Annotated in this window: 10 protein-coding genes; 9 read left to right on the forward strand and 1 reads right to left on the reverse strand. The window is 75.2% G+C overall.

Annotated features, from left to right (window positions below; translation table 11 throughout):
- Positions 1-105 precede the first annotated feature (105 nt).
- Both Q0858_RS20915 and Q0858_RS20920 read left to right on the forward strand, forming a co-directional pair.
- Positions 106-1,989 (forward strand): glycosyltransferase family 2 protein, encoded by a 1,884-nt coding sequence (locus Q0858_RS20915; protein ID WP_299058301.1) that lies wholly within the window; start codon positions 106-108, stop codon positions 1,987-1,989.
- Positions 1,986-3,209: an acyltransferase gene (locus Q0858_RS20920; RefSeq protein WP_299058302.1), complete on the forward strand. Its 1,224-nt coding sequence runs from the start codon at positions 1,986-1,988 to the stop codon at positions 3,207-3,209. The genes Q0858_RS20915 and Q0858_RS20920 overlap by 4 nt, the downstream gene beginning before the upstream one ends.
- 21 nt (positions 3,210-3,230) lie before the next feature.
- On the opposite strand, the gene Q0858_RS20925 is transcribed toward Q0858_RS20920, so the two are convergent.
- Entirely contained in the window at positions 3,231-5,417 is a 2,187-nt protein-coding gene (locus Q0858_RS20925; RefSeq protein WP_299058303.1) for a DEAD/DEAH box helicase, read from the reverse strand.
- A 139-nt stretch (positions 5,418-5,556) separates the two neighbouring features.
- Between Q0858_RS20925 and Q0858_RS20930 the strand changes: the two genes are divergently transcribed.
- The 7 genes from Q0858_RS20930 (at position 5,557) to Q0858_RS20960 (ending at position 13,836) form a co-directional block, all read left to right on the forward strand.
- Positions 5,557-7,044: a S28 family serine protease gene (locus Q0858_RS20930; RefSeq protein WP_299058304.1), complete on the forward strand. Its 1,488-nt coding sequence runs from the start codon at positions 5,557-5,559 to the stop codon at positions 7,042-7,044.
- Positions 7,045-7,099: 55 nt separating this feature from the next.
- Positions 7,100-8,077: an NAD(P)H-binding protein gene (locus Q0858_RS20935; protein WP_299058305.1), complete on the forward strand. Its 978-nt coding sequence runs from the start codon at positions 7,100-7,102 to the stop codon at positions 8,075-8,077.
- 1 nt (position 8,078) lies between these two features.
- Entirely contained in the window at positions 8,079-9,134 is a 1,056-nt protein-coding gene (locus Q0858_RS20940) for an acyl-CoA dehydrogenase family protein (RefSeq protein WP_299058306.1), read from the forward strand.
- Positions 9,131-10,495, forward strand: coding sequence for a bifunctional PIG-L family deacetylase/class I SAM-dependent methyltransferase (locus tag Q0858_RS20945; RefSeq protein WP_299058307.1), 1,365 nt, complete (start codon positions 9,131-9,133; stop codon positions 10,493-10,495). The genes Q0858_RS20940 and Q0858_RS20945 overlap by 4 nt, the downstream gene beginning before the upstream one ends.
- 1 nt (position 10,496) lies before the next feature.
- Positions 10,497-11,222, forward strand: a complete 726-nt coding sequence (locus Q0858_RS20950; RefSeq protein ID WP_299058308.1) for a glycosyltransferase — start codon at positions 10,497-10,499, stop codon at positions 11,220-11,222.
- 25 nt (positions 11,223-11,247) lie between these two features.
- A complete protein-coding gene (locus Q0858_RS20955; protein ID WP_299058309.1) occupies positions 11,248-12,570 on the forward strand; it encodes a hemolysin family protein in 1,323 nt (440 codons plus the stop codon).
- Positions 12,571-12,705: 135 nt separating this feature from the next.
- Entirely contained in the window at positions 12,706-13,836 is a 1,131-nt protein-coding gene (locus Q0858_RS20960; RefSeq protein ID WP_299058310.1) for an SDR family oxidoreductase, read from the forward strand.

A 13,836-nucleotide genomic window follows, 5' to 3' on the forward strand; every position in this document is an offset into this window, starting at 1 on the left:
CCGCCACCGGGTGTGCCCCGGTGTGCGCGCCCCGTCCCCCCCGGGACCGCTCCTGACCCGTCCCCGTGACCGTGCCCAGGAAAGGCCTCACGAATGACCCTGCGCATGCTTCCCCCCGCCGGCCGGCTCGTCGACCGCGACGACCTGGTCCGACCCCGTCCCGCCCGCATCGGGCGCCCCCCGCGTCGCGAGATCGTCGCCGTCCTCGCCCCCCGGTGGGCCGAGGGCTCGGCCGTGACGCCGTCCGCCCTGCCCCCCGCCGAGGTGCTCGAGAGCGCGGCCCGCGACCTGTCGCGCCACCTGCGCCCCGACGAGCTCGTCACCGTGCTCCCCGACGGGAGGCTGGCCCTGCGCCTGCGGCGCGACGACCGGTCGGCCCGTCCCGTCCGGCTGCAGGCCATGGCGTACCACGCCATCGAGGTCCTCTCCGCCCTCGCGCCCGGTGACGCGGGCCTGCTCGACCTCGGCGTCGGGTGGGCGCCCGTCAACCGCCGGCTGAGCCCGGTCGCGGCCCTGGACGAGGCGACGGACGCCGCCGAGGAGTCGGTCCGCCAGCGCGACATGCAGCCCCGGGCGACCCCGTCGGCACGCCGCTCCCGGACGCCGCGCATCACGCGGTGGTCGACCGGCCACCAGATCCTGTGGGCGACCGTCGGCACGGTGGGCGCCGGTTTCCTCGGCCTCGTCGCGACGTCCCTCGTCGGCCTCGACCTCTCCAGCGGCCTCTACTGGGCGCTGGTCGTCTCGCTGCTCGTCACCGCGGTGACGATCTGGGCGGAGTCGGCCGCCGCCTTCGACCCGCCGCGGCTGCCGCCGCGGCCCGAGACCCCGGCCCCGCGGGCGACCGCCGTCGTCGCGGCGTACCTGCCGAACGAGGCCGACACCATCCTCGAGACCCTGCGGGTGTTCCTCGCGCACGACTACCCCGGTGGCCTGCAGGTGCTGCTCGCCTACAACTCGCCCACGCCCCTGGCCGTCGAGGTCGAGCTGCACGCGATGGCGGAGTCCGAGCCCGACCTGACCGTGATCCGGGTGCCCGACAGCACCTCCAAGGCGCAGAACGTCAACGCCGCGCTCCGCGTGGCCGAGGGCGAGATCGTCGGGGTCTTCGACGCCGACCACCACCCCGCGGACGGCGCCTTCGAGCGGGCCTGGCACTGGCTGGCCGAGGAGGCCGACGTCGTGCAGGGCCACTGCGTCATCCGCAACGGCGGCACGAACTGGCTGACCCGCCTCGTCGCCGTCGAGTTCGAGCAGATCTACGCCGTCGCCCACCCCGGTCGGGCCCAGCTGCACGGCTTCGGGATCTTCGGCGGGTCGAACGGTTTCTGGCGCGCCTCGGCGCTGGAGCAGGTGCGCCTGCGCGGTTCGTTCCTCACCGAGGACATCGAGGCCTCCATGCGCGTGCTCGCCGCCGGCGGCCGGATCGTGTCCGACCCCGGCCTCGTCAGCCGCGAGCTGGCACCCGAGACGCTCCGCCAGCTGTGGAAGCAGCGGATGCGCTGGGCGCAGGGCTGGTTCCAGGTGTCGTGCCGCCACCTGCGGCCGGTGCTGAGCTCCCCGCTGCTGTCGGCCCGCCAGAAGCTCGGGGCGACGTACCTCATGGGCTGGCGCGAGCTCTACCCGTGGATCGCGATGGCCACCTGGCCGCTGCTCGCGTTCCTGGCGTGGCGCGACGGCGGCATCGACATGACCTCGCCGATCTTCGCCCTGCTCACCCTCGTGGTGACCGTCTCCGGGCCGGTGCAGACCCTCGCCGCGTGGCGACTGGCCGCGCCGGAGATCCGGCAGCACCCCCGGTGGTTCGCCTACGCGCTGGTCGGCAACCTGCTCGGCTACACCGCTTTCAAGAACCTGGTGAACCGGGTGGCCCACCTCAAGCAGCTGCGCGGCGAGCACCAGTGGGTGGTCACCCCGCGCACCGCCGGCAACCACACCGCCGACGACACCGACACCGACACCGAGACCCCGATCGAGGAGGCCGCGTGACCACGGCGACCCCCACCCCCACGACCGCCGCCCCCGCTCCCGCCCGGGAGGACCGGGGCCCCCGCTACCCGCTGGGCGTGATCCGGGCGCTGGCCGCGCTGTCGGTGCTCACCTTCCACGCCTACCAGCTGAACCGCACCGGCCCGACGTCCGCGTGGCCCTGGGACGGGCTGCCGCACCAGCTCATGCTGGGCACGGACGCCTTCGTCGACCTGTTCTTCGTCCTGTCGGCCCTCGTGCTCTGGCTACCGGTGGCCCGCGCGGCCGTCGACGGCCGGACCGGACGTCCGGGCTGGGTGGTGCTCGTCCGACGCATGGCCCGGCTGCTACCGCTGTACGTGGTGGTCGTCCTCCTCGTGTGGGCGGTCACCAACCCGAGCCTGCCGGGCCACTGGGGCGACCTGCTGCTGCACCTGACGTTCACCCACGTCTACTCCGACACCTACATCTTCTGGACCAACGGACCGGCCTGGACGCTGGCCGTCGAGTTCCACTTCTACCTGCTGGTCGCGGCCCTCGTCCCGCTCCTGCACCGCCTCACCGCCGGGGTCGCCGACCGGCGCCGCCGTACGGCCCTCGTCGCGGCGCCGGGCGTCGCGCTGGTGCTCGCCGGGCTCGCCTACCTCGCCGTGGTCGTCCTCGTCGTGCAGCCGGAGCCGACGAACTGGTCGATCACCTTCTCGCCGCTGTCGCGGGCCGCGGACTTCGGCCTGGGCATGCTGCTCGCCGTCCTCGCCGCGTCCGGGGTCCGGCTCCCGCGGCCCGGGCGGTGGGCGGCCGCGACGACGGGCCTGCTCGCCCTCGCGGTCCTCGCCGTGCAGCGGCCCCACGACCTGTCGGGCCTGTGGTGGCACCCGGCGTACGCCGCCGCCATCGCGGTGGCCCTCGCCGCCGTCGTCCTGCACGACGGTCCGTGGCCGCGGGTGCTGACCCTGCCGTCCATGACCTGGCTCGGCGGGCTCGGCTACGGCATCTACCTGATCCACGAGCCGGCGATGCGTCTGCTCGGGCACCTCGGCGTTCTGCCCGATCCCGCCCCCGGCGGGGTCTTCCTCGTCACCGCCGTGCTGGTCGCCGTGCCGACCGTGGCACTGGCCTGGCTCAGCAGCCGCACCGTCGAGGCCGGCGGGCTGCGCCTGCTGCGCTCGATCGACGGGCGGGGGCGCCGGGTGGAGTACTACCCGGACGGCGCCCACCGGCCCGCGGCCGGCGCCCGCTGACGGGCGCGCCTGCCGCGCACCTCAGGCCTGCAGGCCCAGGGTCAGAGGCAGGACGGCCCCGGCCCCGGCGCCGCGCAGCGCCCGTCCCGCGACGGTGAGCGTCCAGCCGGTCACCTGCAGGTCGTCGACCAGCAAGACCGTCCCCGTGACCTCGTCACGGTCGGGCGCGAGCTCGAGGGCGTAGCGCCGCTGCACCGCCGCCACCCGGCGCGCGGAGTTCGCGGCGCCGCGCCCCGGCTCGACGTCGGGGTCCACCACGGCCAGGCGCGCGACGATCGGGACGCCGAGCGAGCGGGACACCCCGCTCGCGAGGTCCCGGACCAGCTGCGGGCGGGTGGTCGAGTCGACGTACGCCACCGAGGAGACGGCCCGCGCCTCGGGCCAGTCCCCGAGCACCTCGAGGACGGCCTGCACCAGCCCGGGGGGCACCGGTCCGTCCTGGTCGTCGACGCGAGCCGTGAACAGCGCCCGCAGCGCCTGGCCGTGGCCGAGGTCGGTGAGGCGGGCGACGGCCCGGCCCTCCGCGGGGCCGTCGGCGATCTTGCCCTTGAGGTCGAGGCCGAGGTTGGCGAGGCCGGTGGGCCAGAGCTTGCGCGGCGACAGCGTCACGCCCGGGCGGGCGAGCGCCTCGTCGGCGGCACTCAGGGCGTCGTCGCTGACCGACGCCGCGAGGTCGAGGCCGCCGCAGTTGTCGCAGCGTCCGCACGCGGCCGAGGCGCCCTCCGGCAGGGGGTCGTCGAGCTGGCGACGCAGGTAGGCCATGCGGCACTCGTCGGTGTCGAGGTAGTCGAGCATCGCCTGCTGCTCGCGCTCCCGCGCCTCGGTGACACGGCGGTAGCGCTCCTCGTCGTACGTCCACGGCTGCCCGGTGGACTCCCAGCCGCCGCGGACCCGCCGGACGGCGCCGTCGACGTCGAGCACCTTGAGCATGGTCTCGAGGCGGGTGCGGGACAGGTCGACGTACGTCTCGAGGACGGCGGTGCTGGAGGTCCCCTGCTCGGCCAGGGCGGCGAGCGTGTCGCGGACCTGCTGCTCGCGGGGGAAGGCCAGGGAGGCGAAGTACGCCCAGATGTCGCGGTCCTCGGTGGCGGGCAGCAGGACGGCGGGGGCCTCGGGCGTGCCGCGGCCCGCACGGCCGACCTGCTGGTAGTAGCTCACCGGCGACGCGGGGGCACCGAGGTTGACCACGAACCCGAGGGTGGCGTCGAAGCCCATCCCGAGCGCGCTGGTCGCGACGAGGGCCTTGACGCGCCCGGCGATGAGGTCGGCCTCGAGGCTCTGGCGCTCGGCGGTCTCGGTGCGCCCGGAGTACGCGGCCACCGTGTGCCCGGCCTTGCGCAGGTGCTCCGCGACCTCCTCGGTCGCCGCGACGGTGAGGCAGTAGACGATGCCCGAGCCGGGGAGGTCGCCCAGGTGCTCGGCGAGCCAGGCGAGCCGTTGCTGCGCCGTGCGGAGGCGGACGACGCCCAGCCGGAGGGACTCGCGGTCCAGGGAGCCCCGCAGCACGAGGACGCCCTGCCGCTCCAGCTCGGCGTCCTCCGCGCGGGAGGTCGCGAGCTGCTCGGCGACGTCACGGGTCACCCGCTCGTTGGCCGTCGCCGTCGTCGCCAGCACGGGGATGCCGGTCTGCAGGTCGCCCAGCAGGGTGCGGATGCGGCGGTAGTCGGGGCGGAAGTCGTGACCCCAGTCGGAGATGCAGTGGGCCTCGTCGACGACGAGCAGACCGGTGGTCGCCGCCAGCCGCGGCAGGACCTCGTCGCGGAACGACGGGTTGTTGAGCCGCTCCGGGCTCACCAGGAGGACGTCGACCCCGCCGCTCGAGATGTCCGCGTGCACGGCCTCCCAGTCGTCGAGGTTGGTGGAGTTGATGGTGACGGCCTTGATCCCGGCCCGTTCCGCCGCCTCGATCTGGTTGCGCATCAGCGCCAGCAGCGGGCTCACGATGACCGTCGGACCCGCACCGCGGGCACGCAGCAGCGCCGTGGCGAGGAAGTAGACCGCCGACTTGCCCCACCCGGTGCGCTGCACCACCAGCGCGCGCCGCCGGTCGACGGCGAGCGCCTCGATCGCCGTCCACTGGTCCTCACGGAGCACCGCGTCGTCACGCCCCACCAGCCGCCGCAGGAGGCCCTCGGCCTCCTCCCGCACGGCGGCGCGGTCCGCCGTACCGCTGCTCGGCTCCGCCTGCGTCGCGCTCGTCGAGGTCATGCCGCGTGTCTACCAGCGGACGCGGACATCTCCCCGATCGTTCTCCCCAGGCCCGGATCGCGGCCGTCCCCTCCCGCGTGACCCAGGTCACGGACGGAGCGTAGGTTGCGAGGACCATTCACGTCTCGGGAGGTCGTCCATGGGTGTCCGTCGTCTGCTCGCAGGACTCGGGTCCGCCGCGCTCGCCGTGGGGTTGGTGTCGGCGCCGGCGCCCACCACCGCGGCACCAGCCGCCAGTGCCGGGAGCGCGAGCACAGCCGCGCCGCAGGCACGCGCCGCCACGCTGAAGCAGCGCATCGAGGCGCTGCCGGGTGTCGTGTCGGTGCAGCGGGAGACCGCGCCGGAGGGCTACAAGTTCTTCCTCATCGGCTTCGAGCAGCCCGTCGACCACACCCGTCCGGACGGGCCGACGTTCACCCAGCGCGTCACCCTGCTGCACCGGAGCACGGCGCGGCCGATGGTGATGTCCACCAGCGGCTACAACGTGTCCCAGTCCCCCGGGCGCAGCGAGCCCGCGCGCATCCTGGACGCCAACCAGCTGAGCATGGAGTACCGCTTCTTCGACCCCTCGCGCCCCGCGAGGCCGAACTGGCGCCGGCAGCTCACCATCGAGCAGGCGGCGACCGACCAGCACGAGATCATCGAGTCGTTCCAGCGCCTCTACCGCCGGAACTGGATCACCACCGGCGGCTCCAAGGGCGGCATGACCGCGACGTACCACCGCCGGTTCTTCCCCGACGACGTCGACGGCTCGGTGCCGTACGTCGCCCCGAACGACGTGGTCGACCGCCAGGACGTCTACAACCGCTTCCTCGGCCGCGTCGGCACCTCGCAGGCCTGCCGCGACGCCATCACCGACGCGCAGCGCCGGGTGCTCGGGGCCGGCCGCGACTACTTCCTCGGCCGTGCGCTGCAGACCGCGCAGGACCAGGGCCTGACCTGGGACATCGTCGGCAACCCCGAGCTGGGCTGGGAGGCCGGCGTCGTCGACGCCTACTTCGCCTTCTGGCAGTACCAGTCCCAGGAGGACTGCGCCGGCGTCCCCACCGCGGAGACGAGCAACGAGGACGTCTACGACTGGTTCGACCGGATCGTCGGGATGACCGTCTACTCCGACCAGTCGATCACCGGGTTCGTCCCGTACTACTACCAGGCGTCGTACCAGCTGGGCGCTCCTCACCCGTACGAGAACCGCATCCGCGACCTGCTGGAGTTCCCCGGCGCGGACGTCGCCCCGACCTTCGTGCCGGCGGCGCTGAAGCCCATCGACTTCGACACCGCCGCCATGCCGGACGTCGACCGCTGGGTGCGCACCGAGTCCGAGCGGATGCTCTACGTCTACGGCAGCAACGACCCGTGGAGCGCCGAGCCGTTCCGCTGCGGCCGCACGGCCAAGGAGCGGGAGTGCCTGCGGATGTACGTCGCCGGAGGCAACCACGGCGCCTCCATCGCGGGCCTCGCCCGGCCCGACCAGCAGGTCGCGACCACGCGGCTGATGCGGTGGGCGGGCCTCGGCCCGACCGACCCCGCGCGCCTCGCCGTCGAGCGCGGCGGCGTCCCCGACCGCGAGGGTGCCCTCGACCGGCCGGAGCAGCGCCGGCTGGGGGTCGGTCCCCGGCTCGGGTAGCCCGCGCCACACCCGGCCGGTCGCCGGTCACGGGCTGCAGTGGGTACGACGACGTGTGAACCCTTCGTCGTCCCTCCGCATCCTCGTGACCGGCGCCACCGGGTACGTCGGGTCGCGCCTCGTCCCCGCGCTCGTCGCGGACGGTCACACCGTGATCGCCGCGAGCCGGACGACGTCGCGCACCGACGACTACCCCTGGGGCGACGACGTCGAGACCCGGGAGTTCGACCTCGAGGACCCCGACCTCGTCGCGAGCGCCGTCGAGGGCGTGGACGCCGTGGTCTACCTCGTGCACTCGATGGACGCCGACGACTTCGTCCGCCTCGACCGCGAGCACGCGCGTCGCGTCGCCGCCGCCTGCGAGGCCGCGGGGGTGCAGCACGTCGTCTACCTCTCGGGTCTGGTGCCCGACGGGGAGCTGTCGGACCACCTCCGCTCCCGCAAGGAGGTCGAGGACGTGCTCCTCGACGCCGCCGTGCCCGCCACCGTGCTGCGCGCGGCCATGGTCATCGGGGCCGGCTCGACGTCGTACGAGCTCCTGCGCCGGCTCTCCGAGCGGGTGCCGCTGCTGACGCCCGTGCCGTCCTGGATGCGCAGCCGCATCCAGCCCGTCGCCATCGAGGACGTCGTCGAGGTGGTCCGCCGCGCCCTGCCCGTCCCGCGCAACACCCACTACGACGTGGGCGGCGACGAGGTGCTGACCTACCCCGAGCTGCTCGCGCTGTACGCCGACGTCGCCGGCCTGCGGCGCCGCCGCTTCCCGATCCCGTTCGTGCCGGAGTCGGTCGTGGGCCGCGCCTGCGCCCGGATCAGCGGCCTCGACCGCTCCGAGGTCGTCTCGCTGGTCTCCAGCCTCAAGCACGACATGGTCTGCCGCGAGGACGCCGTCCGCCGCGACGTGCTCGCGCCCGGCTTCCGCTACACCTCCGTCCGCGAGTCGCTCGAGCGGTCCCGCGCCGGCAGCGGCGAGGGGCCCGAGGGCACCGCGTCGACCGGCGACGTCCAGTCCTCGGCCGCCACCGACCCGGCCTGACATGGGTGCCCCCGTCCGCCTCGGTGCGACCGAGGACCCGACCACCGCCGACCCCGTGGGCCTGGCGGAGCTCGCCGGTCTCGCTGGGGCCGGCGTCGAGGGGGCCGTGGCGCGCGCCGATGCCCTCGGGCGGACCGTTCCCGTGCCCGGACGGGGCGCCACACTGCGCCGCTGGGAGGCGCTGGCCACCCTCGGGGCGGCCGACCTCGTCGTCGCCCGCGCCCTGGAGCCGCACCTGGACGCCCTCGCGATCCTGGACGAGGCCGGCCCGTCCGCCGGCCCCACGTCCACCTCGCGCGTGCCGCCGGACGCCACCTGGGGCGTGTACGCCGCCGAGGGTCCCGGCGCCCGCCTCGAGGCCCACGAGGGGCCCGACGGGTGGAGGCTCACCGGTCGCAAGCCCTGGTGCTCCCTCGCCGGCACGGTGTCGCACGCGCTGGTCACCGCCTGGGTCGACGAGACCCGACGCGGCCTGTTCGCCGTCGCGCTGCGGCAGCCGGGCGTCGAGGTCGAGGACGGCACCTGGTCCCCCGCCGGCCTGAGCGAGGTCGTCACCACCCCGGTCGCGTTCACCGACGTCGCCACCACCCCCGTGGGTGGGCCGGGGTGGTACCTCGTCCGGCCCGGGTTCGGCTGGGGCGGCATCGGCGTCGCCGCGGTGTGGCACGGCGGCGCCGTCGGGGTCGCCCGCCGCGTCCACGCGCAGGCGCAGCGCCGCGAGCCCGACCAGGTCGCGCTGATGCACCTGGGTGCCATCGACGCCGTGCTCACCGCCTCCCGCCTGGCCCTCGCCGACTCCGCCGCCGCGATCGACGCCGGGGACGCCGACGGGGAGGCGGGCATGCTGCTCGCGGCCCGCGTCCGCGAGGTCGTCGCGACCGCGGCCGAGGACGTGCTGCGCCGCGCCGCCCACACCCTCGGGCCGGGCCCGCTGAGCCAGGAGCCCGAGCACGCCCGCCGCGTCGCCGACCTGTCGCTCTACCTGCGCCAGCACCACGCCGAGCGGGACGCCGCCGCACTGGGCCGCCTCGTGGCGGACGCCGAGGCCCCCTGGTGACCGAGCACGGGATCCCGCCCTTCCGCCACGACGAGCGGGGCACCCCCGCCGCCGCGTGGGATGCCTACGCGGCTCAGGGACCCGACCTCGACTGGACCCACGACGGCCGCCCGCTGCGCGCCCTGGTCGTCGTGGCCGCCCACCCCGACGACGAGACGCTCGGCGCCGGCGGCCTGGTCCACACCGCCCACCGCCGCGGGCTCGACGTCCGCGTCCTCGTCGCCACCGCCGGCGAGGGCAGCCACCCGGGCTCGCCGACGCACACCCCGCAGGACCTCGCCGTACGACGGGCCGCCGAGCTCGTCGACGCGTGCGCGCTGCTCGCCCCCGGCGCCGCGTCCCCCGTCCTGCTCGGCCTGCCCGACGGGGCCGTCGCCGCGCACCACGACGACCTCGTGGCACGGGTCGTGGACGCCGTCGGCGACGGCCGCGACACGCTGCTGGCCGCGACCTGGCGCCACGACGGCCACCCCGACCACGAGGCCGTCGGGCGCGCCGCCGCCGCGGCCGCTGTCCGCACCGGCGCTCGGCTGCTCGAGTACCCGGTCTGGGCCTGGCACTGGGGGACGCCGGGCGACCTGCCGACCGACCGGGTCCGGCTGCGGCTCGACCCCGCCGCCGTCACCGCGAAGGCCGCCGCCGTCGCCGCCCACACCAGCCAGGTCGCGCCGCTGTCGGACGCCCCCGGTGACGCGACGCTGATGGGCGCCGACCTGCTCGCGCACTTCACCCGCGACGTCGAGGTCCTCCTGCCCGGCCCGCCGTACGACGACGCGCTCGACGCCCTGCACCGCGACGTCGCGGACCCCTGGGGCGTGGACCGCCGCTTCTACGAGCGGCGCAAGCGCGCGCTGCTGCTCGCCGCGCTGCCGCGCGAGGGGTTCCGCCGCGGCGCCGAGCTCGGCTGCTCGACCGGTGCGCTGGGCGCCGACCTGGCCGCCCGGTGCGACGTCCTGGACCTGCTCGACGCCAGCCCGGTCGCCGTCGCCGCGGCCCGGGAGCGCCTCGCCGGTCGTGAGGCCGTCACCATCCGCGAGGCCCGGCTGCCGGACGGCTGGCCCGACGACGTGGACGGCCTCGACCTCGTCGTCGTGTCCGAGGTCGGCTACTTCCTCTCCCCCGTCGCGCTCGAGCGCCTCGTCGACGTGGTCGCCGCCCGGCTGCGCGAGGACGGCGTGGTGGTGCTCTGCCACTGGCGCCACCCGGTCCACGGCTGGGTGCTCGACGCCGCCGCGGTGCACGCGGCGTTCACCACCGGGCTCGCCCGGTCCGGGCGCACCGTGATCGGTCGCTGGACCGACCGTGACGTCGAGCTGCTCGTCCTGGGCCCGCCCTCGCAGGCCCCGGACCCGGGGGCCTGAGGTGGGGCGCGTCGCCGTCGTGGTCCCGGCCCACGACGAGGAGGCGCTCCTCGGCCGCTGCCTCGCCGCCGTCGAGGGGGCGCGTCGCGTGCTGACCGCCGAGCGGCCCGGGTGGTCCTCGGTGGTCGTCGTCGCGCTCGACCGCTGCCGCGACGGCTCGGCCGCCCTCGCCGCGGCCGCCGGCGTCGCCACGGTCGTCCTCGACGCCGGGCGGGTCGGCGCGGCCCGTGCCGCCGGGGTCGCGCACGCGGCCACCCTGCTCGGACCCCCGGCCGACGACGTGTGGATCGCCGGCACCGACGCCGACACCGTCGTCGGCCCCGACTGGCTCGTCACCCAGGTCGACGTCGCCGCCGCGGGCGGCGAGCTGGTCGTGGGCCGGGTCGTGCCGGACGCCGCCGACGTCACCCCTGCCCTGCTGCACGCGTGGGGCCTGCGGCACGCCTCGACGGCGGTCGCCGCCCACGTCCACGGCGCCAACCTGGGGTTCTCGCTGGCGGCCTACCGCCGGGTCGGCGGGTTCGGTCCGGGTGACGAGCACGAGGACCGCGGCCTCGTCGCGGCCCTCCTCGCCGCCGGGACCCCCGCGCACCCGGGCGCACCCGTCGTCACCTCGGGCCGCCGTACGGGACGGACGCCGGGGGGTTTCGCGGGCTACCTGCGCCGCCTCGACGAGGCCGCACTGCCGGGCGCACCGACCGAGCACCCGCCCCACAGCGACTGGTGACCCCTCCCCCGGGACACTGGGGGGCGTGGATCTCGACACCCTGTACACGGCGGCCCTCGTGCTCGTCTTCGTCATCATCGGGGGCGTCTTCGCCGGCACCGAGATCGCGCTGATCTCGCTGCGCTCGAGCCAGGTCGACAACATGGCCGAGCGCGGGGGGCGTGCCGCCCGGGTGGCCCGGGTCGCCCGCGACCCCAACCGGTTCCTGTCCGCGGTGCAGATCGGCGTCACCGTCGCCGGTTTCTTCTCCGCCGCGTTCGGTGCCTCGGCCCTGGCGCCCGACTTCGTCTTCCTCTTCACGGGCCTCGGCCTGTCCGAGGGCGTGGCCGGGACGGTGTCGCTGGTCGCGCTGACCCTCGTCATCGCCTACTTCTCCCTCGTGCTGGGCGAGCTGGTGCCGAAGCGGCTCGCCCTGCAGAAGTCCGAGGCCCTGTCGCTGGTCGTCGCACCTCCTCTGGACCGCTTCGCCTGGCTGATGCGGCCCGTCATCTGGCTGCTGTCGAAGTCCACGAACGGCGTCCTGCGCCTCCTCGGCCAGGACCCGAGCGCCGTCGACGAGGAGGTGAGCGAGGAGGAGCTGCGCATGCAGATCGCCCAGCTCCAGAGCCTGCCCGAGGACGAGCGGGAGATCCTCGACGACGTCTTCGAGGCCGGGGAGCGCATCGTCCGCGAGGTGATGACGCCCCGCCCGCGCGTGACGGTGCTGCGCCTCGGCACCACCGTCGGCGAGGCCATCGGTGCCGTCACCGAGAAGCCCTACTCCCGCTACCCCGTGACCGGCGAGTCCGTCGACGACGTCCGCGGCTACCTCCACGCCCGCGACCTGCTGGGCCAGGACCACGAGGTCACCATCGACGGCCTGCTGCGCGACCTGCCCGGGGTGCCGTCGACCAACCGGGTGCTCCCGACCATGTCGCACCTCCGCGCGGTCGGCGCCCACCTCGCCGTCGTGGTCGACGAGCACGGCGGCTTCGAGGGCATCGTGGCGCTGGAGGACCTCGTCGAGGAGCTGGTCGGCGAGATCCAGGACGAGTACGACGCCCCCGCCGCCGAGACCGTCATCGAGGCCGGCGACGCCCGCCTCGTCGACGCCGGGATCACCCTCGAGGAGTTCGGCGAGCACACCGACCTGGAGCTTGCCGACGGGGAGTACGAGACCGTCGCCGGCTACGTCGTCGACCGCCTCGGGCGCCTCGCCGCCCGCGGCGACGTCGTCCCCCTCGACGACCACGACCACGAGCTGGTCGTCACCGCGATGGACGGCCGCCGCGTCTCGCAGGTCGCGCTCCGCGCAGCGGGCGACACCGAGGCCCCGCGCGACGGGGCGCAGGACTCCCCCACCATGTAACGCGGTGTTACTGCCACTGCACACGGCTCCGGCGGCCCTTCTCCGACCGCACGACCGCGGCAGATCGACAAGACCGCGGTAGATCGGTCGGTCGAGGTAACGGAACAGTACGTCCGTCGGACGGGTTGTGCCGGGATGACCAACACCCCCACGACCCGTCCGTCGGACCTCGGCGGCGACGAGCCCACCGCCCTCGTCGTCGGAGCCACCGGCATCGCCGGCCGCGCCCTGTCGCACCGCCTCGTCGACGAGGGCTGGCGGGTGCTCGGCCTGTCACGCCGCAGCAGCTCGGACGTCGACGGCGTCGAGCCGGTGCTCGCCGACCTCACCGACGCCGACGCGCTGGCCGACGCGCTGCGCGACCACCGCCCCACCCACGTCTTCCTCACCGCCTGGGCCAAGCAGGACACCGAGGAGCAGAACATCGCCGTCAACGGCGCGATGGTCCGCGACGTCCTCGCCGCCGTCCGGCCCGCCCGGACGGTGCGGCACGTCGCCCTGGTCACCGGGCTCAAGCACTACCTCGGCCCCTTCGAGGCCTACGGGAAGGGCGAGGTGCCCGACACCCCGTTCCACGAGGACGAGCCGCGGCTGCCGTACCCGAACTTCTACTACGCCCAGGAGGACGAGCTGTTCGCCGCCGCCGAGCGCGACGGCTTCACCTGGAGCGTCCACCGCGCCCACACGATGGTCGGGCACGCGGTCGGCAACGCGATGAACATCGCGCAGACGCTGGCGGCGTACGCCGCGATCTGCCGGGAGACCGGGCGGCCCTTCACGTTCCCGGGCTCCGAGACCCAGTGGAACGGGGTGACCGACGTGACCAGCGCGGACCTGCTCGCCGACCAGCTCGTCTGGGCCGCGACGACCCCGGCCGCCGCGGACACCGCCTTCAACACCGCCAACGGCGACACGTTCCGCTGGCGCTGGCTGTGGCCCCGTCTCGCCGACGCCCTCGGCGTCACGTCGGAGGGGTACGACGCCGAGCCCCGCCCGCTCGAGGAGCAGATGGCCGGCGCCGAGGACACCTGGCGCACGATCGCCGAGCGCGAGGGCCTCTCCGAGGCGGACCTCGACCGGGTGGCGTCGTGGTGGCACACCGACGGTGACCTCGGCCGCGACATGGAGTGCCTGACCGACCAGACCCGTGCCCGGCGTGCCGGCTGGGTCGGGTACCGGCCGACCCTCGACGCGTTCCGGGCGGTGTTTGCCGAGCTGGAGCGCGAGCGGGTCGTGCCGGCGCCCGACCGCGGTCAGGACGCCTGA

Origin of the sequence: uncultured Nocardioides sp. (assembly GCF_947489365.1) — a bacterium.
Lineage (GTDB): Bacteria > Actinomycetota > Actinomycetes > Propionibacteriales > Nocardioidaceae > Nocardioides.

Excerpts from the sequence above, each read along its gene's own strand:
- Q0858_RS20960 (WP_299058310.1), top strand. The coding sequence starts at position 12,706 with ATGACCAACACCCCCACGACCCGTCCGTCGGACCTCGGCGGCGACGAG.
- Q0858_RS20925 (WP_299058303.1), bottom strand. The coding sequence starts at position 5,417 with ATGACCTCGACGAGCGCGACGCAGGCGGAGCCGAGCAGCGGTACGGCG.
- Q0858_RS20930 (WP_299058304.1), top strand. The coding sequence starts at position 5,557 with ATGGGTGTCCGTCGTCTGCTCGCAGGACTCGGGTCCGCCGCGCTCGCC.
- Q0858_RS20940 (WP_299058306.1), top strand. The coding sequence starts at position 8,079 with ATGGGTGCCCCCGTCCGCCTCGGTGCGACCGAGGACCCGACCACCGCC.
- Q0858_RS20915 (WP_299058301.1), top strand. The coding sequence starts at position 106 with ATGCTTCCCCCCGCCGGCCGGCTCGTCGACCGCGACGACCTGGTCCGA.